The following is a 24,233-nucleotide window of genomic DNA, read 5'->3' on the forward strand; positions in this document are numbered from 1 at the left end:
CGTATACACGAACACGGAAGTTAAGACCTCCAGGGCCAAGGATACTTGGGGCGCAGGCCCCTGGGAAAGTAGGTCATCGCCAGGTGAACAAGCGATAGACTGCCAATTTGGCAGTCTATCTGTGTTTCATGAAAGAAATGAAAGATAGCTACCGGGGTTCCACCCGTTCGATCCACGCTGCAGGAGAATGCGTATGGGGACGCAGCGTGGCGAAAAGCTCGTCCGCTTTTCGTATACACGAACACGGAAGTTAAGACCTCCAGGGCCAAGGATACTTGGGGCGCAGGCCCCTGGGAAAGTAGGTCATTGCCAGGTAAACAAGTGATAGACTGCCATATTGGCAGTCTATCTGTGTAAGTGAAGTTGTTAACCGTTAGTTTTTAAAGTAGTGAATGAATAACTGAGGTCAGAATCTTAATGGGATTAGGCAGTTTAATACCGATAATTAATAAGAAGTTCAGGATGAACCCAATTGACAAAAGACTGATTACCAGAATAAGTTCTTTTCGCTGCTTATTTTTTATAAGTGGAGGAATTTGTGAGAGAGACAAAAGCGTGAAGATCAGAATTAAGACTAGGATATAAAGAAAAACTTTCATTGAGCCACTTCTCCTTCAGTGTTTTTCGGTTGAACTGGTTTTTTTAGATACCCGGACCAATGCAGTTTTGCGTCGACAATTATATTGAGTTGAATTTTCCTAAACTCCTCTGGCCAGTTTTTTTCTAATTCAGGCCATTCTCGAGGATACTTGCGATGAACGTCCGGGGCGAATTTGAAGATGTCCACATCCCAATTTTGGGCTTTGCTGACGGCGCTGCTGATCTCCTCTTTGATATCTGTGTCTATTTGTTTTTCGATCTCATCAAAGGATTCAGGTTTTACTAAATCGCTGCTTCCCATTTCTTCTCCAAGATTGCCGTCCAGACGAACATTAATCGTCATTATGAGATTTCCGTCAACTAACTCCGGTACAACATTGCTGTCAGCTCTGATAATTTCAATTCCGGACTTTTTGCTTTCATTTCCGGGAGTCGCAATATCAATAATTCCGCTTTTTACTTTGCCAAGAACCCATAAGATCCCCCTAGTTTCCTTTTCATTAAACCAACCAACCATTCGATCTCGTTTTAAGATCGCTGTTCCATCGAGCTTTAGGCTTTCTTCGTTTGGGTTTTTATTGTTCTCTTGGATTATGTCAATCCCGGGAACAATTGAGTCATTGGTTTTGCTGGCGAAATTTTTGAGGAGATCAATTAACTGGACTTTGGGGACTTTAGAAGCTGCATATGTTACTTTGGCAAGCTTTTCTATTGCTTGGGCAGGTATTTTTTCCTGTTCATAATCGCTTCTAATAATATCCTCAGCTTTTCTTCTGGTAATAAAAACATAAGTTAACTTACGAAATTCAGAATCACGACTGAATAGATCCAGTTCGTCGCTGATTCCATTCCTGGCGAGTTCTTCAGATAAAACGTAAACAGTGTTGTGTGAAAAATATGCTTTTCGATCTGTTCGCAGTGAAGCATTTCGTATAGCATCAAAAACTGTTTCTCCTTTGCTCGTGACGACCCAAACACTTTTCGTGCCACTCGCTTTTTCCGATGTTGAAGATTTAATTGCGCTAGGTTTTAAAATTTGAAGCGATACAACGATTTGTCCGTCATTAGCCCGATCAACACCCACAGCTTCAACAATTGCCATGGTATTTAGTTCTCGCCGGTTCCAGCAACCTGGTAGAAGAAGTAACAGAAGAATAGCTGGGATTATTAAAGTAATTCTTCTTCTCATATGTTCTTTTCACCTTGCTTTCTAAAGAAGGCTATAGCGAGAAGCAGATAGGGGATAACAATTATGAAAATAATATTAATCCAAACGGATATAGGATAAGACAAAAAATCATTGAGATCGGAAATGTTGCTTTGAACGGATAGACATATCGGAAGAAGTATGGTAAGAGTTGATATAACAAGGGGCCTATAATCCTTTATCCCAACTAAGTGACTCAATCCGATCAGAATAACATAGAAATATAAGATCGCTTTCAGATAACCACTGAGAATCCATATTGAGAGATGAATAGATTCTATGCGTTCAATAAAATCACCAATGTTCACTAAACGAACGGCGCTAAAATAGGGAAACTGAAGTAACTTAGCTAAATCAAGCCCTAGAGTTGCTAGAACAGTTACAGTTGTGATAAGCCACAAAAGTGCTATAAGAGAATAGCTGGATATCAGGACAAGCTTTGCTTTTTCTTTTTTAGATTTTAAATGGGGAAGCATCATAGCGAGTACAACTATCTCGGATGTTTTCAAGGCAATTGCGAATCCACCCATTCCTATGGATATTATGTTTTTTTCCATGAATGGCATAAAAACATTGAAATCCATATCTTTAGCCAGCAGCAGAAATATAACTATAATTCCTCCGAAGACTATAGGCGCTAGAAATTCAGCAAACCGTGAAATTACTTCAATGCCCTTGAAAACAGCATAAGCACAAAACGGGAAAAGAAAGAGGAGAATAAAAAGGACTGGAGTTTCAGGCATAACGGCAGTTGTCAAAAAGGCGCTCCATTCGTATAAAAATAGAGATAGTCCATGACAAAAATATAAGACATAAAGAAGGCTAACTGCTTTACCAGCTTTGCCAAGGAGTGTCTCTGCATATTCAAAGAGTGACTGTTCTGGAAAGCGTTTCCATAATAGATAAAATGGAACTGTTAACAATAGACTAGCAGGCAGACTTAAAATTTCCGATATCCATACATCCTGATTTCCTGGAGGACCAGTAAAAACAGGGAAAAACGTAATTGAAACGACTAGTCTGCTTATTGCTACAAGGAAAATAAGTTGTTTGGGGGTGATTTTTGCATTTTCTAACATAGGATCTCCTTTATGGAGAGGTATATTAATTAATTGTCTCCTAATTGCCGGGATTTTCCGGCGGACTGGGAGCTAATGAATCAACTTGTCTCGTTGTGTTTCTACTTAAACTATGAGGCCGTGAAGTCATAGCCCACCAAGGTTTGCGAATAATGACATCATTAAGGCCAGAACCGTTAAGTGGTACAAGCGGAGACATATAAGGCACTCCAAAGGAGCGAAGCGAGAGTTGATGAATAACAAACCCCGCAAATCCGAGCATTACTCCATATAGACCAGAAAAGCTTGACAAGATGAGGAGAACAAAGCGGGCGATAGTAGTGACATCTGTAAAAGCTGGGACGACAAAGGAGGAAATTCCTGTAAGGGCCACGACGACAACCATGGGAGCTCCAACCAATCCGGCGGATACTGCGGCTTCCCCAATGACCAGTGCGCCAACAATACTAACGGCCTGTCCAACGGCCTTTGGCAAGCGAAGGCCGGCTTCCCTTAAGATTTCGTAAGCGATTTGCATCAAAAGTGCTTCGACAATAGTAGGAAATGGTGAGCCTTCGTTCGCACTGGCAATGCTAATCAAGAGTGATGTTGGCAGCAGTTCCTGGTGATAAGTTGTGATGGCAACATAAAGAGCGGGTACAAATGTAGAAATAAAAAAAGCCAGCCAACGGAGCCAACGGATAAATGTTGCAAGATAAGGCCGTGAATAATAATCCTCACTATTTTGGAACGCTTCTATGAATAAATAAGGTACAGTTAAGACCAAGGGAGTTCCATCAGTTAAAATTGCAACTCTGCCTTCCAACAATTTCGCACTGACTATATCAGGTTTTTCGCTATTGCCAACGGTAGGGAATAAGGAATAAGGGGCATCCTCGATGAAGGACTCAATATAACCTGATTCGAGAACAGAGTCTGTCTCGATGCGGCATATTCTTTTCTTAACTTCCTGAACGACCTCGTCATTGGCAATACCCTGAATATGGACGATGGCTAATGATGTTTTTGTCTGTCTGCCGACGGTCATTTTCTCAACCATTAAATTTGAATTTTTTATTTTCCTGCGGATAAGAGAAATGTTTGTGCCTAGAGACTCAACAAAGCCTTCTCTGGGACCACGAATAACCGATTCAGTGCTCGGTTCTTCTACACTACGTGCTGCAAAACCGCGAATTGATGCAATAAGTGCTCTATCGGCTCCATCAATGAATAAGACGGTATCACCTGACAAAATTCCTGTAACGGTATCTTCTAGAGTTTGAACTTCCTGAATACTGGAAACAGACAATATACTTTCCTTAATAATTTCTAAAGTAGAGCCTGTAAGTTGGTTGTTGTGTACTGATAGTAATGGCTTAAAGAGATTTTCGTTAACGGAATCTTCATTAAAAAGACCGAAGATCATAACCGCAAAGGCCTGGACAGGAGCTTCGCTTCCAATAGTGAACTCTCGAATTACTAGATCGTCAGCCTTGGGAAAGGTGTTTAGAATTGTCTGCCGGTTATCCTCTAGTTTTTTAGATAGAGTTGCAGGGTTTCTCGACGGATTTTGGCAGGGAGGCTCAGGGGATTGGCGGCGATTCTTCCTAGTAGATTTTCTAATAATTTTTGTGAGCATAATCCACCTCTTGTTCCTCATTCCTTAAAATAGTTTTTGCGCAAAGTGGCAGATTTATTACGGAACAGGCAGGAATATTGGAAATATCCGATATTCCTGCCTGTTCCGTTCCGTTATAGATGCATTCTGATAGGATTCTTCACAAAAGGGGGGCAACAGATAAGGTCCTGCAGCCCCTCTTAGTGATTTATCCAATCGTAAGACTCCCACTTCTTTAAGTGGGAATTGGGTCCCCTGTACTCTGATAGTCATTGCACAAAGGGAAAGGCATGAAGGGGTTACTTCTTAGCGCGTAAAGCTTCCTCTTGAGAAAGGCCATGGTTATCCCTGGAATCCATACTCGGCTGATGATTAGGCGGCGCGGGTTTTGGATTGGGATTAGGATTTTTTTCCGAAGGCATCTTTTTTATCACAGTAAGGTCACTTCCTTTCTCAGATCATGGTTTAGGTTCTAATTTATTTTGTCCTTTTTTAGAAGTAATACTACGGAATAAAAAAACAAGAAAGACGAAGATAGCAAGAAGAAACAAGCAATGATTAGAAAGTTAGACTCAAAACATGACTAAAGGCTAGTTGACATACTATATGTAGTGTGTTTAAATTGATAAGCATACTACATATTGGGGGTGAAGGGGTGCGCTGTCCATTCTGCGGAAACGAGGACACGAAGGTTTTTGATTCGCGTCAGGTTGACGAAGGAACAACTGTACGAAGACGCAGAGAATGTGACCGATGTATGCGTCGGTTTACTACCTTTGAGAAGTTTGAGGATTCACCGCTCGTGGTTGTCAAAAAAGACGGGAGACGTGATGTTTTCTCTCGTTCTAAAATGATGGCCGGCATGCGAAGGGCATGTGAAAAACGGCCAATTTCAACAGAACAAATTGAAGAGGCCGCCTATAATATTGAAAAGGCTCTGCGCAATACGCATGAGCGTGAAGTGACGAGTGCTGAAGTTGGGGAGGCAGTCTTAGAGCAATTGTTCGGCTTAGATGAGGTGGCCTATATACGCTTTGCATCTGTATACCGCCAGTTTGGGGATATACAACGTTTTCTGGAAGAGTTACATGAACTTATAGAAAAACGGGGAACGTTAACAGATAAGGAAAGAAAAGAGATATAAGGAAAGTTGGGGGATTCTAGTTGATTTTTGAAGGACAAGCACCAAAAAACTGGCCAAAGGTAAATTTAGCGCCTAATGCTCGTGTTGTGTTGGAAAAGAGATATTTAAAACAAGTCGACGGACAAGTTATCGAGACACCGGAGGATATGATTTATCGAGTCGCCAATGTAATTGCCGCTATTGAAGAAGAAAAGTATGGCAAAGGTGAGAAAGAAACACGGGCTTTGGCGAAGGAATTTTATACAATTATGGCTAATCTTGAGTTTATGCCTAACTCTCCGACCTTAATGAATGCGGGTCGGGACTTAGGACAGCTGAGCGCCTGTTTTGTTCTGCCTGTTGAAGACAGTATGGAGGATATTTTTGATGCGATAAAAAATGCGGCAATTATTCATAAGTCTGGCGGAGGAACGGGCTTCAGTTTTTCACGTCTGCGTCCTAAAAATAGTATGGTTCGTTCAACAGGTGGTGTAGCTTCGGGACCAATTTCCTTTATGAAGGTTTTTAATTCGGCTACAGAAGCCGTAAAGCAGGGTGGAACTCGACGCGGGGCTAATATGGGAATTCTGAGAGTTGACCACCCGGATATTTTGGATTTTATCCAATGCAAAGAGGACAATAAGGAAATTACGAATTTTAATATCTCGGTTGGGATTACGGAAGAATTTATGAAGGCTGTCCGTGAGGAGCGGGATTATGACCTTATTAACCCTCATTCTGGGGAAGCAGCAGGTAAATTATCTGCTCGCGAGGTTTTTGCTAAAATTGTTGATCATGCATGGCAAAATGGAGAGCCGGGAATTGTCTTTCTTGATCGTTTAAATGAAAGCAATCCTACTCCCCAACTTGGTAAAATTGAAGCGACAAACCCCTGTGGGGAACAGCCCTTGCTTCCCAATGAAGCGTGTAACTTAGGCTCTATTAACCTTAAACTTATGGTGACTGAGAAAAATGGTAAAATGGTTATCAATTGGGAGCGATTAAGTCATGTTACCCGTCTGGCGGTACGCTTTTTGGACAACGTTATCGATGCCAATCAATACCCGCTAAAGATTATTGATGAGGTTGTAAAAGGAAATCGTAAAATTGGCCTGGGAGTAATGGGCTTTGCTGATATGTTGATTTTGCTGCAAACGTCTTATGCTACGGAAGAAGCCGTTGACTATGCGGAAAAAGTCATGAAATTTATTCAGACGGAAGCACGCATCGAGTCCCAACGTCTAGCCGAAGAACGAGGAACTTTTCCCAATTATGAAAGCTCTATTTATGACGGAGTTATGAAACTGCGTAATGCCACACTAACCACAATTGCCCCGACGGGAACGATATCGATGATTTGTGCTGCATCGAGCGGAGTTGAACCTCTTTTTGCAGTGGCTTATACGAAAACTGTCATGGATGGCACTTCGTTAGTTGAGGTAAACCCTCTTTTTGAAACTTTCGCGAAAGAGTACGATTTTTATTCACCGGAACTCATGCGTAAAATTGCTGAGAGAGGAACGGTTCTCGGACTGCCGGAGGTTCCTAACTGGGTACAGGAAATCTTTACGACGGCTCAAGAAACTTCCCCGGAATGGCATATCCGCATTCAGGCCGCTTTTCAAAAATATACGGATAACGCAGTATCTAAGACGATTAATTTTGCTAATTCAGCAACACGAGAAGATATTGCCGAAGCATATCGCTTGGCAGACGAGTTGAACTGCAAAGGCTTGACAGTTTACAGGGATGGAAGCAGAGAGGAACAAGTGCTTTCTACCGGAACTACAATACCGGCAGCCGCCGATGTCTCTAAACAGGTTGTTGCAAATAAGGATCAAGGGCAAGTCCAGACTTCTTCGGCTCAGATAACAGCCCCCAGTGCCCCGTTTGTTCCTGAAGTGAATACCGTGATGCCTCGTCCGCGACCGACCACTACTATTGGGGTTACAGAGAAGATTAAGATCGGCTGCGGCAACCTTTATGTTAGTGTTAATGCAGATGAAAAAGGAATATGCGAAATATTTACAAATACCGGCCGGGCCGGAGGATGTTCTTCACAATCAGAGGCTACAGCACGCTTGATTTCTATCGCTTTACGTTCGGGTTTGTCTGTTGATGCTATTATTGAGCAAGTCAAAGGAATTCGCTGCCCTGCTTGTATGCGACGTGAAGGTGTCAGCGTAACTTCCTGTCCGGATGCAATTGCCCGTGTCATTAAGAAATATAATGAAGTTGGCATCAATGTTACACAAGTCCAGACGGTTGAAGGGCAAATTGCAAGCGGACTTTTAAATGTTACGGGCCCCTCAGAAAAGATACCTGCCAAGAAACCCCTTCAAGGCGTAGCCCCAGCGAATGCCTGCCCAGAGTGCGGTATGCCGATTAACCATGAAAGCGGCTGCGTTGTCTGCACCCATTGCGGATATTCGAAGTGCGGATAAACAGATTGTTCACTGATAATAAAGTTTGACACTTATTGGACGACTGGCGGTGACCAGAAATTTAATAAATAACTGCTTAGCCAATAACAGAATTACAGTTATTGGCTTTTTGTTTTTGTTATTACCTATCCAGGCATTTTGTCTATTCGTGACCAAATGTAGGCTAACCTGAAGTATTTGAAAGGGGTAATTTCCATGGGTAATGATATCGCCGTTTTTGTAGTACCAATGATTATCTTGTTCATAATTTACTACAAAGTATTTCGAATTGCGGACGATGTAAAGGAAATTAAAAAAATACTCAAAAGTAATGTTGAGTCGAAAAGAAATGAACTTAATAACAGCTAAATATTTAAGGAATTCAACTGAAAGTTTTGTTGGACAATAGCGGCAAGTCCATCAATGGACTTTCGCCAGATTTTTGTGTAAAATCATTAGTTGGAAAACTAAAATGGATTGAGTGATTTAAGATGGAAAATAAAATGAAAATGGGTGGACATCCGCACGGTAAAGGTGGTCACCCGGGTGGGCACCCAGGAATGAACGTTGACTACGATAAGAACCCGTTCATCGTAATCTGGGAAACTACTCGTGCCTGTGGGCTTAAGTGCCAACACTGTCGTGCAGATGCCCAGCCTGATCCGCATCCAGAGGAGTTAACGCACGAGCAAGGTATTGCGCTAATCGATGAAATCTACGAAATGGACAATCCGATGCTAGTTTTCACCGGTGGGGACTGCATGCTTCGAAAAGACCTTTTTGAATTAGCAGACTACGGTATTAAAAAAGGAATGCGTGTTTCGATGAGCCCAAGTGCTACTGTGGAAGTAACAAAAGAGCGCATGGACAAGGCGAAAGAAGTTGGGATTTCTCGTTGGAGTTTCTCCATTGACGGTGCAGATGCTAAGACGCATGATGCTTTCCGTGGAATTGATGGAACTTTTGATTTAACAATCGAGAAAGTTAAATATTTAAATGAAATTGGTATTTCTCACCAAATAAACACTTGCATTAACAAAGCAAACTTACACCAACTTGAGCAAATGTCTGAATTGATGAAAGAGTTGAAGACATCAGTTTGGTACATTTTAATGATGATTCCAACTGGACGTGCTTCAATCGATGATTGCATATCAGCTGCTGAGCACGAAGAAGTATTCAAGTGGCTATACCAGTTAAGTAAAGTTGCGCCTTATGATATAAAAACAACTGCAGGTCAGCACTATCGTCGTGTTGTATTTCAACAACGTGCTAAGGAAAATGGTACTACAGGTGGAGAAATCACGTTCGAAGGTACTAAGACCCGTGACATGGCTCAGTTCATTGATGGTCTGGCAAGAGCACCAAAAGCAGTTAACGATGGAAATGGTTTCATCTTCGTATCACATACAGGTGACGTTATGCCAAGTGGATTTTTACCATTAGTTGTTGGTAACGTTAAGGAAAATAGACTGCGCGACATCTACCGTGAAAGCCCTATTTTAAAAGACTTGCGTTCACCAGATAAGTACGAAGGTAAATGTGGTATTTGTGAGTATAACAAAGTTTGTGGTGGATCAAGAGCACGTGCCTACGGCGCAACTGGAAACTATATGGCCTCAGAGCCATTCTGCGTGTATATTCCAGAGAAAATGAGAAAGAAATAGAATTATAGTGTGAACGCCTGCGATTTTCGTGGGCGTTTTTACTAGGATATAATTCTTGTAATTCTTGGTGCATGAATTAAATTTCTAGGCATCCGGAAGTAGCAAAGGTGTTACAAATACAGAGTGGGAGATATAAGGTGATTAGCGAGAAGGATTTCTTTGCAGAGATCAAGGCTAGAGGTTTTGATTTAACTGAACAGCAAAAACGGGCTGTGGTCCATAACCAGGGCCCTCTTTTGCTTTTAGCTGTTCCCGGTGCAGGCAAGACGACGGTTCTCACTGTTCGTTTAGCCTATTTGATTCTTGTCAAAAACATAGATCCTCGAAGAATTCTTTGTCTAACCTTCGGACGGGCAGCAGCCAGGGAAATGCGTGAACGGTTTGTTGCGAATTTTGGGGCAATGGTCAGCGGTCAAAATGAAGGCCGTGGGGAAATTAAATTTTCTACGATCCACAGCTTTGCTTATGAAGTGGTTCGAACTGCTTTTCGACAAAGCGGTATTAGATTTGAACTTATTGAGGAACAAACAGGTGCTGAAAGCAAGACGGGAGTTCTTCGTAAAATCTACGAAAAGCATAATACCTCCGCGATTACCGATGAGCAGCTGGAAGGATTGCAGAATTGCATTTGTTACGTAAAAAATACCTTAAGGAAACCTGAAGAGCTTTTAGATTGTGACATTAAGAATTTCCCTCTTATTTATAAGGATTATGAGAACTATAAGCAAAGCAGCCGGACGCGTCTGATTGATTATGACGATATGCTTTCCCTTGCCTTTCAAGAGTTAACGGAAAATCCGATGTACTTAGCGTATTACCGAAAGCGATTTGACTATATTCTTACAGATGAGAGCCAAGATACGTCTCTTCTACAGCACAAAATCATTGAAATGATCGTTAAACCCAAGAGCAATATTTTTGTAGTTGGGGATGATGATCAATCAATATTTGGATTTCGAGCGGCTGAACCAAAGTACCTTTTAGAGTTTGAACAGACCTACCCCGGTGCAAAGATCCTGCGCATGGAGCAAAACTTTCGCTCGACCCCGCAGATTGTGGACGTAGCCTGTGGTTTTATTCGTTCTAATAAACTGCGATTTGATAAGGATATGTTTACTGAGAATCCTAAGGGAGACGTTCTGCGGATTAAGCAATTTGAAGGAATTACAGAACAAAATCAATTTATTATTCAGAAACTCAAGGGCCAAAAGGATTTGGCAAAGGTAGGGGTTTTGTACCGAAATAATTTATCCGCCATTTATTTAGCAGATGCGTTGGATCGGGCTAATATTTCCTTTTATATGCGTGAATCAGGTAAACAGAGGTTTTTTAACCACTGGGCCATTAACGATATGTTAAATTTCCTTCGCTTCTCATTTAACGATAAGAGCTTGTCCGTTTTAGAGCGAATTTGGTCTAAGTTAAGTTGTCCTATACGTAAGCAACATCTTGATTTACTAAGGCAAATGCCAATCGATCGTTCAATCTTTGAAATCTTAGCCGAACAACCGGGAGTGACTTTAAAGGAAAGATCAGAGTACTTAGACTTCAAAAAGTGGTTTAAGGAGCTTAATGCTCTTTCGCCTGCTCAGGCGATCCATTATATCCGAAACCAACTGGATTATGATAAAGCAATGAAGAGAATATGTGAGTCGTTAGGGTTTTCTGAAGACTATGTCAGAAGTCTCTTGGAGCTTCTGAGTTCAATTGCCCAAAACGAATGTACAATTGTAGATTTTGCCAATCGATTAACGTATCTTGAAGAGCAGATGACGTCTTCGTATAAAAATAAGCACAAAAATGCCGTGACCCTTTCAACCATCCATTCTGCCAAGGGTTTAGAATGGGAACAGGTCTTCCTAATTGACCTTGTCGAAGGGATTATTCCTGAACGAGAGACGATCAAGGCTGAACAAAGGGGAAAGAACGAATTATTAGAAGAGGAGAGATGTCTTTTCTATGTCGGCATGACGAGGGCGAAACGCCAGTTAACCTTATGCTCTATGAATTATTATCATCATAAACGAGTGAAAGTTTCCCGTTTTATTCGTGAGGTCAATCTTGTGCTGCAGGGTAAAAACCCTCAAGAGGTGATTCCCCAGGAAGTATCAAGCCCCATGAGCGATTTCGTTGCAGGATTGGTTATACAACATAAATCATTTGGAGAGGGAGTCATTGTTAACGATGAGGGAAATGTAATGGTAGTTCGTTTTAAGAACGGTTCACAGCGTTCGTTCATGAAAGATATCTGTGCCCAGCAGAGGTTGATTTGGGCTATCTAATTTGGGATGTTCGTTGTAAAATCATACCATAGTCTATTGGCTTTAAAAGGCGAATTGGAATTTGAATCAGCCCACACAATAGTACATAAGCGTTGAGGGAAGGTGTGTAACTAAAAATGGAAGACAGAGTACTATTCACTTTAAATCATATTTTACAAAAGAAGAAGAGAAAGATAACCCTGGAGAGCCGTTTGCGGGAAGACTTATTTGTGGATTCTGTAGATATGTCGATGATTATTGGGGACCTGGAGGATGAATTCGAGATAACCATTACTGATGACGAGTTTGCAGATGTGGTTACCGTCAATGATATTGTAGAAAAACTGAAAGCTAGAGGTTTATCCGCTTACTGAGCGATAATGAATTCGGTGTAATTTCATAACCTGTCGTTCCCAGTTCGATTGACGGCTAAAACCCATACGCAGCAAGGCATACTTCATCTTTTGGAGGGTATGCCTTTCTTTTTTGAAAATATACCATAATAAATTTCGTTATTAAAGTTTATTTCGTGAAACCTTAGGTTGAGTGGTGAAAAGATGGAATGTAAGAGTAATGAAGGCATTAGTATTCAATAATAATGGTAAAATTACCGGGTATTTTGTCTATATTTTCAGGTCAATATCCTATTATTTGGCCATTTGATGGACGTAAAGGCGCAAAAATATGGATAATGGGAGCCGAAGGATGTCAAATTTTGAATGGGGGTGCTAATAAGATGAATAGGTTTATAAGTAAGATTTTTGGGTATGTGACATTTTTCCTTGTCCTATTAGGACTAACATATTTATTTAATGAATTGTGGGAATGGTTTCAAGGAGATGACCTCATTAGAAACGCGGCCGCATCAACGATAAGCATTATATTAATTGATTGGTGTAGATTGTTGTTCGGAAAAATTTCTAAAATGCATGATAACTCGGTTTGATTATCTTTATGTCATTTGGGTCAATAATTGGAAGATTCTATAAGCATGGGTTTATCGCAATTGGTAGGATGACAAGTGGTTAATAAAATCGTTATTAAAGAAAGGATAGGAGGCAACTAAAATGATTATTAGGGAAATGGTTGCTGATGACATAAGTGACCTTGCAAAGTTATATACACAATTCTGGAGTGAAGAATCTTGCGTTAAAACCATGCATAAGCAGTTTGTTAAATTTCAAAAAAATAATTCACATATACTACTAAGTGCCATTGAAAACAACGAGTTGATTGGTTCAGTTATGGGAGTGATATGCGAGGAATTATATGGTGATTGTAAGCCCTTTTTAGTGCTAGAAAACATGATAGTTGATAAGGAATATAGGAACCAAGGAGTAGGAAAAGCGTTAATATCCGAGCTTGAGGAAATTGCAGCTACAAGGAATTGCAGCCAAGTGATACTTGTAACAGAAAGCAATAGAATTGATGCCTGTAAATTCTATGAGTCAGCAGGATATAGCCCTCGAACGCATAATGGTTATAAAAAGAAGCTCAAATGATTATATACTGTTGTAATTATAAACTTTGATAAAATTAAAGGGCGGCGTAAGCATGTTGAATCATTCAGGGACTATTCAAATTGAAACAAAACGGTTAAAGCTCCGTAAATTTGATTATGAAGACATCCCACATATGATAAAAAATTGGATCACAAATCCTTCTGTGCAAAATGAATATGGTGAACCTGTATATAAAACTACTACAGAGGTTTATGAATTATTAAAGAAATGGATTGATAAATATCAAAATAACGACTTCTATCGCTGGGCAGTAATCCTTAAACGGAATAATGAAAACATAGGACAGATAGCATTTTGTAGAGTATATACAGAAATTGAGACGGCAGAAATAGAGTATTGTATTAGTGAAAATTATTGGGGAAAAGGTTATGCCACTGAAGCATTAAACGCTGTTATTGATTTTTCATTTAGAGTGCCAAAATTCTATAAATTAGAGGCGTTTCACAGAATTGCCAATACCCGTTCTGGGAGAGTTTTGAAAAAGACCATAATGGATGAAGCCCAAACTGTCAGGCGGTTTGAGGTCGAGAATATTAAACCAGATGATGACATTTGCTATTCAATCATTAGAGATGATTATTTTGCGCTAAAGGAATAGCACTAAAATTAACTTAAACAGAGATGCTGCTGGCACTCGGAATGAGGAAACTATTTGAGTTTTCTTATGGTAAAAGGAGATATTGAAAATGGGATCATCACTCCACGAACAAATATACAATTTAGAAGACAGATTATTACAACCTGAGATTCGCCGATCAGGAGAAGAAATTTCAATGCTATTAGCAGACGATTTTGTTGAATTTGGAAGTTCCGGGCGCACGTATGATAAAATACAGGTTGTGGAGGGATTGCCACATTCTCCCACTGTTCCAACGGTTATTGAGGATTTTCAAGTAAAAGTCTTATCATCATATGTGGTACTAGCTACTTATCGTGCAGTTAAGGCTAACGAATCTAGAGAAGAGATGAGGAACTCATTACGCAGTTCAATTTGGAGGTTCACAGATGGAAGATGGCAAATTGTTTTTCATCAAGGAACTAGATCAATGGAATTCTGTAAGTGACACGATTCCTGTTGTTGGGCGGGGCAAACAATGGCAATCGGAACATCTCTTTGTTTCAGGACCTTTGTTATTCCGCAGTATTGATACGGCTGTTAGTTGGGATGAGAAACTTTCAGGTGAAAATTGTTAGTCAAAATATCGTTTTGATTTGATGCAGGAGACGGGATGCTGATGATGAAATTTGTATTGGACCAAAAATATTGCTGGGCGGAGCAGTTGGGGTCGTCGGACCAGCCGGTGCCATTGGTGATTTTACTGTCCGGTGACGATAGTATGCAGCAGTTGTCGGAGATCCGTGAAATGCTGTTGCTCCGGATCGCTGCCGGTGATTGCCGGCCATTTCTAATTACGGGATTTGGTCCCATCGATTGGGATCGTGACTTTACACCATGGTATCTGGAAGGTACAGGCGGTCGGATTTTTGCCGGGAAGGCCGATAAAATGCTGGACTTTATGAAAAATGCCCTGCTGCCGATGCTGCAGAGCACTCTTTCCCTCAGCGGGGAAGTATATCCGATAGGTTATTCTTTGGGAGGATTGACTGCTTTGTATGCCCACTGCAGGTTGGGTTTTGCCGGTTGCGGCAGCTGTTCCGGATCGCTCTGGTTTCCAGGATGGCTGGAATTTTTGCAGAAACACCTGCCCCCCGGTAAAGTCTACCTGAGTTTGGGCGGCAAAGAAGAAAAGACTAAAGATCCTTTGATGTGTGAAGTGGGCAAAGCCACACAGAAGTCCAAGGAGTTGCTTGCAAAGTCTGCCAAAGTGACTTATGTTAAAGAGCCCGGCGGCCATTTTCGGGAAATACCCCAGAGAATCGGCAGGGCCATTTTATGGCTGCTGGAGCCGATTTAATGATAATTAAAGCCAATAACCAAAAATTATGGTTATTGGCTTTGGCAGTTATAATTGGCCTACTTTTTTTCTTTGAGGAATTGTCGAAGGGCAGTGTCGCTGACGACATAGATATCGTCGATGAGGTAATAATGCTGAGCGCCGGCGATTAATTCTTCAGCCTCTGCCCGCCCTATTTCGGTGTAGGCAGTTAACTCGTCATTTTTGATGGTAATCAGGATAAAGGTCTTTTCCGGAGAATCGTCAATATCCGAAAGCTGAGAAATTCCCTTCATATTAAAGGCAAATAATTCGTTCTCCTGAGACACGGCTTCAATCTCCTTAAAGATTTTGCCCAGATCATCAACTCCTATATCTTCGCGAATGATAAGATTTCCTTCCCTGCCAGGATAAAAGATACAATACTTGGAACGTTCTGGCTTTGACACTTTCTTCAACACCTTTCTGTGGTTCTTGAATTAATATACTATAGGTCTAACTGCGGACACACAAAAAACAAATCGATAAGATTCTTCTCAATCTAGGTGACGCTAATATTAACCATTTATCTATTGATATTTTCTCATAGATATGATTCACTCTTATTATAGAAATAAGATGACTTTTTTAAAAGGAAAATTTTAACCTCGTGCGACAAGAAGTCCCCACCTCTAAGGGTCAGCGTATCCAAAGACTCCTACTTCCGCAAGTGGGAGTGGTTCCAATACCTCGCTTTGGTGGGCAAGGAAAATAGTACAATTAATAATATGGAGGGAGCAAAGGAATGGCTCGTAAGTCTAAACTATTGATCTCCGTACTGATATGTATCATTTTCTTGCTGGGATGCAGTACTCAGAGTTCTGAGTTGGCTAAGGAAAATTCTCAGCTTAAAACCGAAATACAATCTCTACAACAACAAGTTGATACTGCTAATAATAAAGTTAAACAGCAGGAGGAATTATACAACTTAAGAAATAATTTGGATAATAACCTTCATTTAATTTTAACATCCCTTATTAGAGGAGATTATACAACGGCAGAAAAGTACCTTGATTCCTCGATGCGCATTGAAAACCACAAATTGATTACGAAATTAAGCTCCGGTGATTTCGAATTTATTATTCCAGACCGCATGATGAACCTAAGGCAAAGAGCCTATTCGAGGAATGGAAATACTTATAATGCAATCTATGAGATCTATGATGCGGGATATACTTCAGGTAATAAATATGATGACAGGATATACACTCTGAATGTCACGTATTCATTAATCAATGGCACCTGGAAATTAAACAGCTTGATGATTGATGAGTAAAAACTGCAATCTGCAATGATTAATCGGTAAAAATAAAAAAATTATAAATAAAGAAGGTATTTGCTCCGAACACGGCGAATATAACTAAATAATGAGCGGAATGGCAGGCCAGAAGGCTTGTGTTGACGTAATTATTTGGCTACGTTATTAATACTAAAGTTTAATACTAAAAATGAGACCATGGAGGTCTGACCCACATAGGGTTCTCCATGGTCTTTTTTATTTAAAGAGGAGGATAAACAATGTGCGAAGCTAATGCGTACTTTAACAGTAATGGTCAAGAGGTCTTGTTTATGGAAGCGGTTGATGTTATTGAACCTTATGAAGATGGCTTAAAGTTAGTGGATATATTCGGACGGCAAAAGTTTGTTAAGGCTAGGATTAAAGACATGACGCTGCTTAATCACCGAATCGTCTTGGAAGAGACTGCCGGGTTTAAGCATGATTCGGAATAAGGAAAAGGAGAGAAAGCTCAGCGACATTAGCGAAGGGGGCTAACCTAAATGGAATTGCCTAACTGGTTAAGCGAAGCAAGTCCGGCGTTATGTCGCTGCGGTTGCGGTGGCAGACGGAAAGGAAATTTTATTGAGAAAACACTGCGGGACATAATCAAGATTATCCAAGATGCGGTTTTTTCTGAGGAAATTGCCCTGCGGCCAGGATTTCTGCAGAGATTGGACGCGCGAATCAAAGTGATCTCCCTGATATACCTTTTAATTATTGTTAATTTATGTGCGCACCTTTCTCTATTATGGGGCTTTTACTTAGTTTTGCTGGCTATAGCGGTGTCATCTAAACTCCCCCTGCGTCAAGTGGTGGCTAGGGTATGGCTGGTCATACCCTTGTTTACAGGGATTATGGTACTGCCTTCAATCTTTAACTGGGTGCGTCCTGGCGACCCGCTGTGGGTTATCGCTGACTTCCATCACTCTCTTCACTTGGGGTATTTATCGTTCCCTTCGGTTTTGGCAGTTACCAGGCAAGGATTGTGGGGAGGGATAATGCTGATTAGCAGGGTGGGAATCTCTGTTTCTTTAGCAGTGGTCCTTACGCTGAGCACCCGTTGGATGGACTTTTTGCGTGCCTTACGTACCTTTTTTATTCCCAAAATTTTTATTATGACCCTTGAGATGACCTATCGTTATATTTTTGTCTTGGTTAGCGCCATGGAAGAAATGTTTCTTGCTCGAAAGGCCCGTGATGCTGGTCAATCGGCTCCTAAAGAAGAGCGGCGATTCGTAGCTTCAGCAGTGGGAGGATTGTTTGGCAAGTCGCTGCAAATGAGTGAAGAAGTTTATTGGGCCATGACTGCACGTGGTTATTCCGGAGAAATACGTCTCCTAAAAGGTTCTAGCCTGTGTTGGTCAGATGTCTTAGTTTTGTCATTGGTTGTCTTAGCAGGACTTATTTTAATTGCTGCCAACAAAGTCATGGGCTGATGAAAGGAGATCTCTGTTTGGACGAAATTTTTGATATTCTTAATGTATCTTACTCATATCTGCCCGGTTATCCCGTGCTTTCTGGGATTTCTTTAAGTATTAAAAAAGGTGAGGGTTTAGTGATTTTGGGAGCCAATGGGAGTGGTAAATCCACCTTGCTTAAAATGCTTTGTGGCCTTATCCATCCTGAGGAAGGTCAAATTTTGGCTTTTGGGAAGGAGCTGACCGAAGACGCCTTGCGTGATCCTAAGTTTCTGCAAGATTTCAGACAAAAGGTAGGTTTTGTATTTCAAAACTCGGACGCTCAGCTCTTTTCAGCTACTGTGCGGGACGAACTGGCCTTTGCTCCCTTGCAGGCGGGGTTACCCAAAGAAACAGTACAAAAAAGAGTTACAGACATTGCTCAATTGGTTGGCATTGGTAATCTCTTAGACCGGGCTCCATATAAACTAAGTGGAGGTGAAAAGAAAAAGGTTGCTCTGGCCTGTGTTCTCACGGTTAATCCGGAGGTATTATTTCTGGATGAACCGACGAATGGCCTTGACCCTCGCACCCAATTCTGGCTGGTTGAGTTCCTTCAGACGCTGCAAACAGCCGGCAAGACGGTCATTATGGCAACCCATGATCTATCTATTGTTGAAGAATTAGCCCAGCGTGTCATTATTTTCCGGGAGAATCACACCATTGCTGCGGATGGCGCACCGCTTCAAGTGCTCTCGAATCGTCAATTATTGCTGGGGGTAAACTTGATCCATGAACGGTCTCATTTTCATTTGGGTGGCAGTCGGCAGCATGGTTAATGTTGAGAGAAAAGAACACCTGACTTAATCGTGGGAGGAGGAATATTTTATGCACATTCCGGACGGATATTTAAGTCCACAAACCGATGCCCTTTTAGGTATTGCCAGTGTGATTGCTGCGGCAGGGGCTGCCTATAAAACGGCTCATACTCTGCGTGCCAAATATATTCCCATGCTTTCGATCGGAGCGGCTTTCTCGTTTACAATTATGATGTTTAATATCCCCATTCCTGATGGGACAACGGCCCATGCAGTCGGAGGGAGTCTCTTGGCGATTCTGCTTGGCCCTTGGGCTGCAATGATCAGTATTTCAATTGCTTTAATTATTCAGGCTCTCTTTTTTGGAGACGGCGGAATTTTGGCTCTAGGGGCCAATATCATGAATATGGCTGTCGTGCTGCCCTTTGTCAGCTATGGTATTTACCGGCTTGTTGCAGGAAAAAGCGTTGTTTCATCGAAGCGCCATTGGATTGGAGCAGCCATAGCGGGGTATGTCGGTCTATCAGCCGCAGCTCTTTGTGCCGGCATTGAATTTGGTTTACAGCCCTTACTTTTTCATACTGCCAATGGCACTCCGCTGTATAGTCCTTATGGCTTGAACATTGCTGTACCAGCTATGCTTTTTGCTCATTTAACGATCGCAGGCCCGGTTGAGGGATTGGTTAGCGCCTTGGTTGTTACCTACTTACAACGTACCAATCCGGTAATGCTCCAACTAAAGTCGAATACAGAAAAATCGGTTGGCAGTTTCCGGTATAGAACATTGATTATCGGTTTACTAGTTCTGGCAGTACTCTCCCCTTTAGGATTATTGGCTTCTGGGACTGCTTGGGGTGAATGGGGCGGTGAAGAATTGCAAGCCAAGTTTGGTTTTATTCCCAGCGGTTTGCAAAAATTGGGGGATTTCTGGCACCATGCTTTTCTCAAAGACTATGGTATTTCAGGCTACGACCACACCTTTTGGCAACAGGCTCTTGGTTATCTTATTTCGGCGTTTTTCGGCTTGTTGGTCATTGGCATGATCGCTTTAATTGTTCAGCGTTTCCTGGGCAGGTCTCAGGGACGGACAAGTTAGTCGATCCAGCGTTCTGCAATGCTGTTGCTTACGGGTTTGAAGGATGGATGTTCTTACATAGATTTTCGGTAAGTAATTTTCGCTATAATTAAAGCCTCCGGCAAATAAAACCGGAGGCTTTAACATTATTCTAAAGTAATTGCTTCCACAGGACAGCTGTTCACAGCGTCTTTGGCTAATTTTTCAATTTCTTGGGGAACAGGATTCAAATAGGCTTCGGCAATCCCGAAACTGTTCATCCTGAAAACCTGTGGGCAAATTGACTCGCAGGAAGCGCATCCAATGCAATCAGAATTCACAGAAGCATACATCAACGTTGCCTCCTTTCAGTAGTTTTATCGGGCTAACTTTTAATTTTATCTAAGAATAACTTGGGAATCCCTTCATAGTCAACAATAGATTTTAGCTTAAAGCGGTAAAAGTGAAGGTTGATTTTTGTTTTTACCTGGACGGGTAAGAGGTTTTGGAGCAAGGTTGAACTCGCTGAGGAAAATGGTTATAATCAATCCAATATTCCCATATTTCAATAATGGGCTATTTTTAAGACTAAGGAGAAAAAGCTATGGCGCATAAATTTAATCCAGGAAACAAAAGAAAGCTCGATGACCAGTGGCGTCGACAGAATCTTCCTCCAAGACCTACATTAGAAAAACTAGGTCTTAATTCCGACGATACTCTTGCTGATGTAGGGTGTGGGATAGGGTATTTTACTATCCCAGCGGCCGAAGTGATCAAATCACCCAATAAAGTATTTGCTTTAGACACTTCAGAAGAAATGTTGGCCGAGGTAGAAAAAAGAGCTGATGCCGCCGGTATATCAAATATCGTCTTAATTAAGACCGAAGAATATGGCTTAAAGCTTCCTGATCAAGCTGTAAGTTTTGTCCTCTTAGTCAATGTACTCCACGAAATTGACAACCAAGAAGGATTTCTCGGCGAAGTGTATCGTATATTAAAAACTGATGGTAAAATAGCCCTGATTGATTGGAAAAAGAAGGAAACGGAAATGGGTCCTCCCTTAGATCATCGAATCAGCAGTCAAGATGCTCAAGGTTTGCTGCAAACAGCAAGTTTTGAGCTCTTAAAAGAAATGTCATTCGCTGAAACATTTTATGGTTTAGTAGCTATTAAGAAGTGAACTTATTTAGCAAATGCTGAATATCGAGCTTCGGTGGTGAAAGTGTCCTGTGGACACTTTCGCCGAAAGCTCCTAGCTCATGACAAATTCTATTGCGCTGAAGAGGATGGACTCTGCCCCCGCCGAAGAGAGAACGAGATACCCCTGCTTTATCTTAGAAGTTGGAACCTTGCGGTTGGACAAAAGTCTTATACCGTAAAGGATAGAGCCAATATTTTTGGTATACGGTATACCATTTTTCTCTTGCCTTTTGTTGTCTGATAGACTAATATTGAATTTAGCAGAAGATTTGAAGATTTATTCTAAGGGGATAACGCAATGGACTATCGATTTCCACCCATTAAATTTAATGATCTGGGCAATATCCGTGATTCAGTGTTTTTCATTCTGAGGAATGCTATCCTTGAGAAGAAACTAGAACCAGGAGAGAGACTTGTGGAGCGGAACATTGCTGAACAACTGGGAGTTAGCAGAACTCCTGTGCGCGAAGCAATCCGCAAGCTTGAATTAGAAAAGTTAGTCACTCATATTCCACGGAAAGGAGTTGTAGTTTCCGAATTTACGAAAGCCGATATTATTGAAATTTTCCTGATCAGAGCCTCTTTAGAAGCGCTGATGGGCAGTATCGCAGCGACAAAAATCAAACCCAAAGAGGTAGAACGCTTAGCTATGCTTGCCCAGCAGATTTCCGATGAACAAAGGAAGGGAAACATTCAAAAATCGAATCAATTAAATGATACTTTCCATGAAATTGTCTATCGAGCAGCAGAGAGTCCGAGATTATACAACTTATTTAGTACGTTTAAAGAATATATAACAAAATTTACCCAAGTTGCCTACTCTAAACCGGGTCGTCCGGAAGAAGTGTGGCAGGAGCACAATGAAATTATAGAAGCATTACGTGATCATGACAGTTCGAGAGCCGAAATTGCGGCAAAGCGTCATGTGCAAAATTCCAATAAGGCTTTTCTCGAGATGGCCTTTAAGGAAGATCACGAATCTATAAAGACAAATTCCTTTTAAATTATTTTGGTATACCGTATACCGAAATATTGAGATAAAAACAGGGTATGCTTGTACAAGCAATTCTAAGGAAAATTCACAAGTCAGGAGAGATAGTATGGGAATATATTTAGAGATGTTTATTACCTTCTTTAAAATAGGCTGTCTGGCTTTTGGCGGGGGCTATGCTGTCATTGCCATATTACAAAAAGAAGTAGTTGAATTAAAACAATGGGTTACCAATGATGAATTGACTGATATCATGGCTATTTCACAAACTTTGCCTGGGATTATTTTCGTCAATTCAGCGACGATGATTGGCTATCGAAAGAAAGGTCTCCTGGGAGCAACTGTTGCTACAATCACGTCCTGTCTGCCAACGTTCTTGCTGATCCTGCTTCTGACTTTCGTAATTTGGGGATTTACCGATAATCCTATTGTTCATAAGGCCTTTATAGGGATTCTTCTGGGTGTTACTGCTTTAATTCTCAATTCCGTTAAGAAAACCTGGAAAACAGCGGTTAAACATTATTCCGATGTTATCTTAGCACTTCTCTCAGCTGCCCTAATGCTTTTTACGAATATTAACGTTGTTATTGTTCTTTTACTTCTTGCAGCACTGGGCTTTGCCAAGAATATTTACTTTTTAAAGAAGGAGGAAAAGCAACATGTCAACGCTCATTGATTTGTTTCTCGTATTTCTAAAAATTGGGGCTATTAGCTTCGGCGGCGGCTACGCCATGATTCCTTTCTTTGAAACAGAAATGGTGTCTCATAATTGGGTATCATTAGCTGATTATGTAAAAGTTATTGCCATTGCTCAGGTCGTACCGGGACCTTTTGCCGTAGATTCATCGTCCTATATCGGATTTAAAGTTGCTGGAATTGTCGGTGCCATAGTTGCCACCATAGCTCTCTGTATCCCTTCCTTTGTTGCCTCAGTTATTATTACTAAATTTTATACCCAGTTTAAAGCGAATAAGTACGTAAATGCTCTTTTGATGGGAGTTAGGCCTGCCGTTCTCGGTCTCCTTCTCAGTGCAGCCTACATTATTGGACTTAAGCCTTTATACCAAACTACTCATACTTTCATGTCCTTAACAATGCTCAAAGCCGTTATCATGGCGGTAGCCGGATATTTTGTACTCAACCAGAAAAAAGTTAAAATTGGTACCTTCACATTTATAGCTGCGACAGCAGTGGTTGGTATTTTGTTATTCTAAGTTTCTATAAGTATTTATCAAATCGTAGGACCCCTCTTCTACAAGGAAGGGCCATCCTTGCTTCACCTTTAAACTGAACGAGTTCACTTCATTAAAAAACGTACGAAGCAATCTTCGTACGTTTTTTGTAAGTATCTGATAACACTGTGTCAGCTATTTCTGTCTAAGAAAATGCTCAAGGGGATCAATCAATTTGCCAGTCAATCGGTTCTCTGCCTTGAGAGACCAGGAATTTATTAGCTCGCGAAAAGGGCCTGCTGCCGAAAAAGCCTTTGCTTGCTGATAAAGGGCTGGGATGTGCAGATTCGATGATTGAATGGCAGGGATTCGTTATTAGTCTTTTCTTGGAACGGGCATTGTTACCCCAGAGGATAAAAACCACAGGGTCTGTCTTTTCGTTAACCAAGGAAATAATACGGTCAGTGAATATCTCCCAACCTTTATTTTGATGAGAATTAGGTTTTCCTCCTTCTACGGTAAGCGCCGTATTAAGAAGCAGAACTCCCTGTTCTGCCCACTTTTTTAGTGAGCCATGATGAGGCATGGCGCATCCGAGGTCTGTTTGGAGCTCGCTAAAGATGTTTTGCAGAGATTTGGGTAGAGGGACCCCAACATTTACGGAAAAGCTAAGCCCCATGCCTTGTCCGATATTGGGATAAGGGTCCTGCCCTAAAATCACGACCTTAGTGTTTTTATAAGAGGTGTAGACTAAAGCGTTAAATACGTCCTCCTTTTTAGGGAAAATTTGTTTTGTGCGATATTCGCTTTTGACCCATTCCAGTAACTTAAGATAGTAATCTTTTTGTATCTCATCCTCTAAGAGTCGTTTCCAATCTGCTTGAACTGCCATAATGCTGCCCCTTTCC

At 41.2% G+C, this 24,233-nt stretch carries 26 protein-coding genes; 19 read left to right on the plus strand and 7 right to left on the minus strand.

Annotated features, from left to right (window positions below; all coding sequences use genetic code 11):
- Positions 1 to 595 precede the first annotated feature (595 nt).
- The 4 genes from B5771_RS07320 to B5771_RS25055 form a co-directional block, all read right to left on the minus strand.
- Positions 596 to 1,789 (minus strand): Ger(x)C family spore germination protein, encoded by a 1,194-nt coding sequence (locus B5771_RS07320; protein ID WP_088186941.1) that lies wholly within the window; start codon positions 1,787 to 1,789, stop codon positions 596 to 598.
- Complete coding sequence (locus tag B5771_RS07325; protein WP_088186942.1) at positions 1,786 to 2,886, minus strand: endospore germination permease; 1,101 nt, start codon at positions 2,884 to 2,886, stop codon at positions 1,786 to 1,788. The genes B5771_RS07320 and B5771_RS07325 overlap by 4 nt, the downstream gene beginning before the upstream one ends.
- 40 nt (positions 2,887 to 2,926) lie before the next feature.
- A complete protein-coding gene (locus B5771_RS07330) occupies positions 2,927 to 4,504 on the minus strand; it encodes a spore germination protein (protein WP_088186943.1) in 1,578 nt (525 codons plus the stop codon).
- 278 nt (positions 4,505 to 4,782) lie between these two features.
- Positions 4,783 to 4,917, minus strand: a complete 135-nt coding sequence (locus B5771_RS25055) for a hypothetical protein (protein WP_282433328.1) — start codon at positions 4,915 to 4,917, stop codon at positions 4,783 to 4,785.
- A 221-nt stretch (positions 4,918 to 5,138) separates the two neighbouring features.
- Between B5771_RS25055 and nrdR the strand changes: the two genes are divergently transcribed.
- The 10 genes from nrdR to B5771_RS07380 all read left to right on the plus strand — a co-directional run bounded on the left by nrdR (position 5,139) and on the right by B5771_RS07380 (position 15,396).
- Positions 5,139 to 5,627, plus strand: coding sequence for a transcriptional regulator NrdR (nrdR, locus tag B5771_RS07335; RefSeq protein WP_088186944.1), 489 nt, complete (start codon positions 5,139 to 5,141; stop codon positions 5,625 to 5,627).
- Between the two features lie 20 nt (positions 5,628 to 5,647).
- Positions 5,648 to 8,050 (plus strand): vitamin B12-dependent ribonucleotide reductase, encoded by a 2,403-nt coding sequence (locus tag B5771_RS07340; RefSeq protein ID WP_088186945.1) that lies wholly within the window; start codon positions 5,648 to 5,650, stop codon positions 8,048 to 8,050.
- Between the two features lie 470 nt (positions 8,051 to 8,520).
- On the plus strand, positions 8,521 to 9,696 hold the full coding sequence (locus B5771_RS07345; protein WP_172408185.1) for a TIGR04053 family radical SAM/SPASM domain-containing protein: 1,176 nt from the start codon (positions 8,521 to 8,523) through the stop codon (positions 9,694 to 9,696).
- A 137-nt stretch (positions 9,697 to 9,833) separates the two neighbouring features.
- Positions 9,834 to 11,978, plus strand: a complete 2,145-nt coding sequence (locus B5771_RS07350; RefSeq protein WP_088186946.1) for an ATP-dependent helicase — start codon at positions 9,834 to 9,836, stop codon at positions 11,976 to 11,978.
- A 116-nt stretch (positions 11,979 to 12,094) separates the two neighbouring features.
- Positions 12,095 to 12,331 (plus strand): acyl carrier protein, encoded by a 237-nt coding sequence (locus B5771_RS07355; protein ID WP_088186947.1) that lies wholly within the window; start codon positions 12,095 to 12,097, stop codon positions 12,329 to 12,331.
- 693 nt (positions 12,332 to 13,024) lie between these two features.
- Positions 13,025 to 13,459, plus strand: a complete 435-nt coding sequence (locus tag B5771_RS07365; protein WP_088186948.1) for a GNAT family N-acetyltransferase — start codon at positions 13,025 to 13,027, stop codon at positions 13,457 to 13,459.
- A 52-nt stretch (positions 13,460 to 13,511) separates the two neighbouring features.
- Entirely contained in the window at positions 13,512 to 14,078 is a 567-nt protein-coding gene (locus B5771_RS07370) for a GNAT family N-acetyltransferase (RefSeq protein WP_088186949.1), read from the plus strand.
- Positions 14,079 to 14,253: 175 nt separating this feature from the next.
- Positions 14,254 to 14,544 (plus strand): DUF4440 domain-containing protein, encoded by a 291-nt coding sequence (locus B5771_RS07375; protein WP_242966799.1) that lies wholly within the window; start codon positions 14,254 to 14,256, stop codon positions 14,542 to 14,544.
- Positions 14,486 to 14,674 (plus strand): hypothetical protein, encoded by a 189-nt coding sequence (locus B5771_RS24220; RefSeq protein ID WP_172408183.1) that lies wholly within the window; start codon positions 14,486 to 14,488, stop codon positions 14,672 to 14,674. The genes B5771_RS07375 and B5771_RS24220 overlap by 59 nt, the downstream gene beginning before the upstream one ends.
- A gap of 41 nt (positions 14,675 to 14,715) precedes the next feature.
- The gene (locus tag B5771_RS07380; RefSeq protein ID WP_172408186.1) at positions 14,716 to 15,396 is read left to right on the plus strand and encodes an alpha/beta hydrolase-fold protein; all 681 of its coding nucleotides are present in this window, start codon (positions 14,716 to 14,718) and stop codon (positions 15,394 to 15,396) included.
- A gap of 59 nt (positions 15,397 to 15,455) precedes the next feature.
- Here B5771_RS07380 and B5771_RS07385 read toward each other — a convergent pair whose 3' ends face one another.
- Positions 15,456 to 15,824 (minus strand): hypothetical protein, encoded by a 369-nt coding sequence (locus B5771_RS07385; protein ID WP_088186952.1) that lies wholly within the window; start codon positions 15,822 to 15,824, stop codon positions 15,456 to 15,458.
- 335 nt (positions 15,825 to 16,159) lie between these two features.
- Here B5771_RS07385 and B5771_RS07390 point away from each other — a divergent pair, with 335 nt between their 5' ends.
- From B5771_RS07390 to cbiM, 5 genes are all read left to right on the plus strand, one after another.
- Positions 16,160 to 16,690: a hypothetical protein gene (locus B5771_RS07390; protein ID WP_088186953.1), complete on the plus strand. Its 531-nt coding sequence runs from the start codon at positions 16,160 to 16,162 to the stop codon at positions 16,688 to 16,690.
- A 242-nt stretch (positions 16,691 to 16,932) separates the two neighbouring features.
- The gene (locus B5771_RS07395; protein ID WP_047808415.1) at positions 16,933 to 17,145 is read left to right on the plus strand and encodes a CooT family nickel-binding protein; all 213 of its coding nucleotides are present in this window, start codon (positions 16,933 to 16,935) and stop codon (positions 17,143 to 17,145) included.
- 48 nt (positions 17,146 to 17,193) lie between these two features.
- Positions 17,194 to 18,129 carry a cobalt ECF transporter T component CbiQ gene (cbiQ, locus tag B5771_RS07400; RefSeq protein WP_088186954.1) on the plus strand — a complete coding sequence of 312 codons (936 nt, stop codon included), beginning with the start codon at positions 17,194 to 17,196 and terminating at the stop codon, positions 18,127 to 18,129.
- Between the two features lie 17 nt (positions 18,130 to 18,146).
- Positions 18,147 to 18,929 carry an ABC transporter ATP-binding protein gene (locus B5771_RS07405; protein WP_242966782.1) on the plus strand — a complete coding sequence of 261 codons (783 nt, stop codon included), beginning with the start codon at positions 18,147 to 18,149 and terminating at the stop codon, positions 18,927 to 18,929.
- A 49-nt stretch (positions 18,930 to 18,978) separates the two neighbouring features.
- A complete protein-coding gene (gene cbiM / locus B5771_RS07410) occupies positions 18,979 to 20,004 on the plus strand; it encodes a cobalt transporter CbiM (protein ID WP_088186956.1) in 1,026 nt (341 codons plus the stop codon).
- A gap of 125 nt (positions 20,005 to 20,129) precedes the next feature.
- Here the strand turns inward: cbiM and B5771_RS07415 are convergent, their stop codons facing one another.
- A complete protein-coding gene (locus B5771_RS07415) occupies positions 20,130 to 20,315 on the minus strand; it encodes a ferredoxin (protein WP_047808418.1) in 186 nt (61 codons plus the stop codon).
- Between the two features lie 251 nt (positions 20,316 to 20,566).
- Between B5771_RS07415 and B5771_RS07420 the strand changes: the two genes are divergently transcribed.
- The 4 genes from B5771_RS07420 to B5771_RS07435 all read left to right on the plus strand — a co-directional run bounded on the left by B5771_RS07420 (position 20,567) and on the right by B5771_RS07435 (position 23,367).
- Positions 20,567 to 21,142 carry a methyltransferase domain-containing protein gene (locus B5771_RS07420; protein WP_088186957.1) on the plus strand — a complete coding sequence of 192 codons (576 nt, stop codon included), beginning with the start codon at positions 20,567 to 20,569 and terminating at the stop codon, positions 21,140 to 21,142.
- Between the two features lie 318 nt (positions 21,143 to 21,460).
- Positions 21,461 to 22,165, plus strand: a complete 705-nt coding sequence (locus tag B5771_RS07425) for a GntR family transcriptional regulator (protein WP_047808420.1) — start codon at positions 21,461 to 21,463, stop codon at positions 22,163 to 22,165.
- A 97-nt stretch (positions 22,166 to 22,262) separates the two neighbouring features.
- Complete coding sequence (locus tag B5771_RS07430) at positions 22,263 to 22,829, plus strand: chromate transporter (protein WP_047808421.1); 567 nt, start codon at positions 22,263 to 22,265, stop codon at positions 22,827 to 22,829.
- Positions 22,813 to 23,367 (plus strand): chromate transporter, encoded by a 555-nt coding sequence (locus B5771_RS07435; RefSeq protein WP_088186958.1) that lies wholly within the window; start codon positions 22,813 to 22,815, stop codon positions 23,365 to 23,367. The genes B5771_RS07430 and B5771_RS07435 overlap by 17 nt, the downstream gene beginning before the upstream one ends.
- 184 nt (positions 23,368 to 23,551) lie before the next feature.
- Here B5771_RS07435 and B5771_RS07440 read toward each other — a convergent pair whose 3' ends face one another.
- Positions 23,552 to 24,217 (minus strand): uracil-DNA glycosylase, encoded by a 666-nt coding sequence (locus B5771_RS07440; protein ID WP_088186959.1) that lies wholly within the window; start codon positions 24,215 to 24,217, stop codon positions 23,552 to 23,554.
- Positions 24,218 to 24,233 lie beyond the last annotated feature (16 nt).

This window comes from Desulfosporosinus sp. FKA (assembly GCF_002196785.1).
Taxonomy (GTDB): domain Bacteria; phylum Bacillota; class Desulfitobacteriia; order Desulfitobacteriales; family Desulfitobacteriaceae; genus Desulfosporosinus; species Desulfosporosinus acididurans.

What these genes read in the sequence shown, in the direction of transcription:
- B5771_RS07320 (WP_088186941.1), bottom strand. Translation starts at nt 1,789, where the DNA reads ATGAGAAGAAGAATTACTTTAATAATCCCAGCTATTCTTCTGTTACTT.
- B5771_RS07325 (WP_088186942.1), bottom strand. Translation starts at nt 2,886, where the DNA reads ATGTTAGAAAATGCAAAAATCACCCCCAAACAACTTATTTTCCTTGTA.
- B5771_RS07330 (WP_088186943.1), bottom strand. Translation starts at nt 4,504, where the DNA reads ATGCTCACAAAAATTATTAGAAAATCTACTAGGAAGAATCGCCGCCAA.
- B5771_RS07345 (WP_172408185.1), top strand. Translation starts at nt 8,521, where the DNA reads ATGGAAAATAAAATGAAAATGGGTGGACATCCGCACGGTAAAGGTGGT.
- B5771_RS07355 (WP_088186947.1), top strand. Translation starts at nt 12,095, where the DNA reads ATGGAAGACAGAGTACTATTCACTTTAAATCATATTTTACAAAAGAAG.
- B5771_RS07365 (WP_088186948.1), top strand. Translation starts at nt 13,025, where the DNA reads ATGATTATTAGGGAAATGGTTGCTGATGACATAAGTGACCTTGCAAAG.
- B5771_RS07370 (WP_088186949.1), top strand. Translation starts at nt 13,512, where the DNA reads ATGTTGAATCATTCAGGGACTATTCAAATTGAAACAAAACGGTTAAAG.
- B5771_RS07375 (WP_242966799.1), top strand. Translation starts at nt 14,254, where the DNA reads ATGCTATTAGCAGACGATTTTGTTGAATTTGGAAGTTCCGGGCGCACG.
- B5771_RS24220 (WP_172408183.1), top strand. Translation starts at nt 14,486, where the DNA reads ATGGAAGATGGCAAATTGTTTTTCATCAAGGAACTAGATCAATGGAAT.
- B5771_RS07380 (WP_172408186.1), top strand. Translation starts at nt 14,716, where the DNA reads ATGATGAAATTTGTATTGGACCAAAAATATTGCTGGGCGGAGCAGTTG.
- B5771_RS07390 (WP_088186953.1), top strand. Translation starts at nt 16,160, where the DNA reads ATGGCTCGTAAGTCTAAACTATTGATCTCCGTACTGATATGTATCATT.
- B5771_RS07395 (WP_047808415.1), top strand. Translation starts at nt 16,933, where the DNA reads ATGTGCGAAGCTAATGCGTACTTTAACAGTAATGGTCAAGAGGTCTTG.
- cbiQ (WP_088186954.1), top strand. Translation starts at nt 17,194, where the DNA reads ATGGAATTGCCTAACTGGTTAAGCGAAGCAAGTCCGGCGTTATGTCGC.
- cbiM (WP_088186956.1), top strand. Translation starts at nt 18,979, where the DNA reads ATGCACATTCCGGACGGATATTTAAGTCCACAAACCGATGCCCTTTTA.
- B5771_RS07415 (WP_047808418.1), bottom strand. Translation starts at nt 20,315, where the DNA reads ATGTATGCTTCTGTGAATTCTGATTGCATTGGATGCGCTTCCTGCGAG.
- B5771_RS07420 (WP_088186957.1), top strand. Translation starts at nt 20,567, where the DNA reads ATGGCGCATAAATTTAATCCAGGAAACAAAAGAAAGCTCGATGACCAG.
- B5771_RS07425 (WP_047808420.1), top strand. Translation starts at nt 21,461, where the DNA reads ATGGACTATCGATTTCCACCCATTAAATTTAATGATCTGGGCAATATC.
- B5771_RS07430 (WP_047808421.1), top strand. Translation starts at nt 22,263, where the DNA reads ATGGGAATATATTTAGAGATGTTTATTACCTTCTTTAAAATAGGCTGT.
- B5771_RS07435 (WP_088186958.1), top strand. Translation starts at nt 22,813, where the DNA reads ATGTCAACGCTCATTGATTTGTTTCTCGTATTTCTAAAAATTGGGGCT.
- B5771_RS07440 (WP_088186959.1), bottom strand. Translation starts at nt 24,217, where the DNA reads ATGGCAGTTCAAGCAGATTGGAAACGACTCTTAGAGGATGAGATACAA.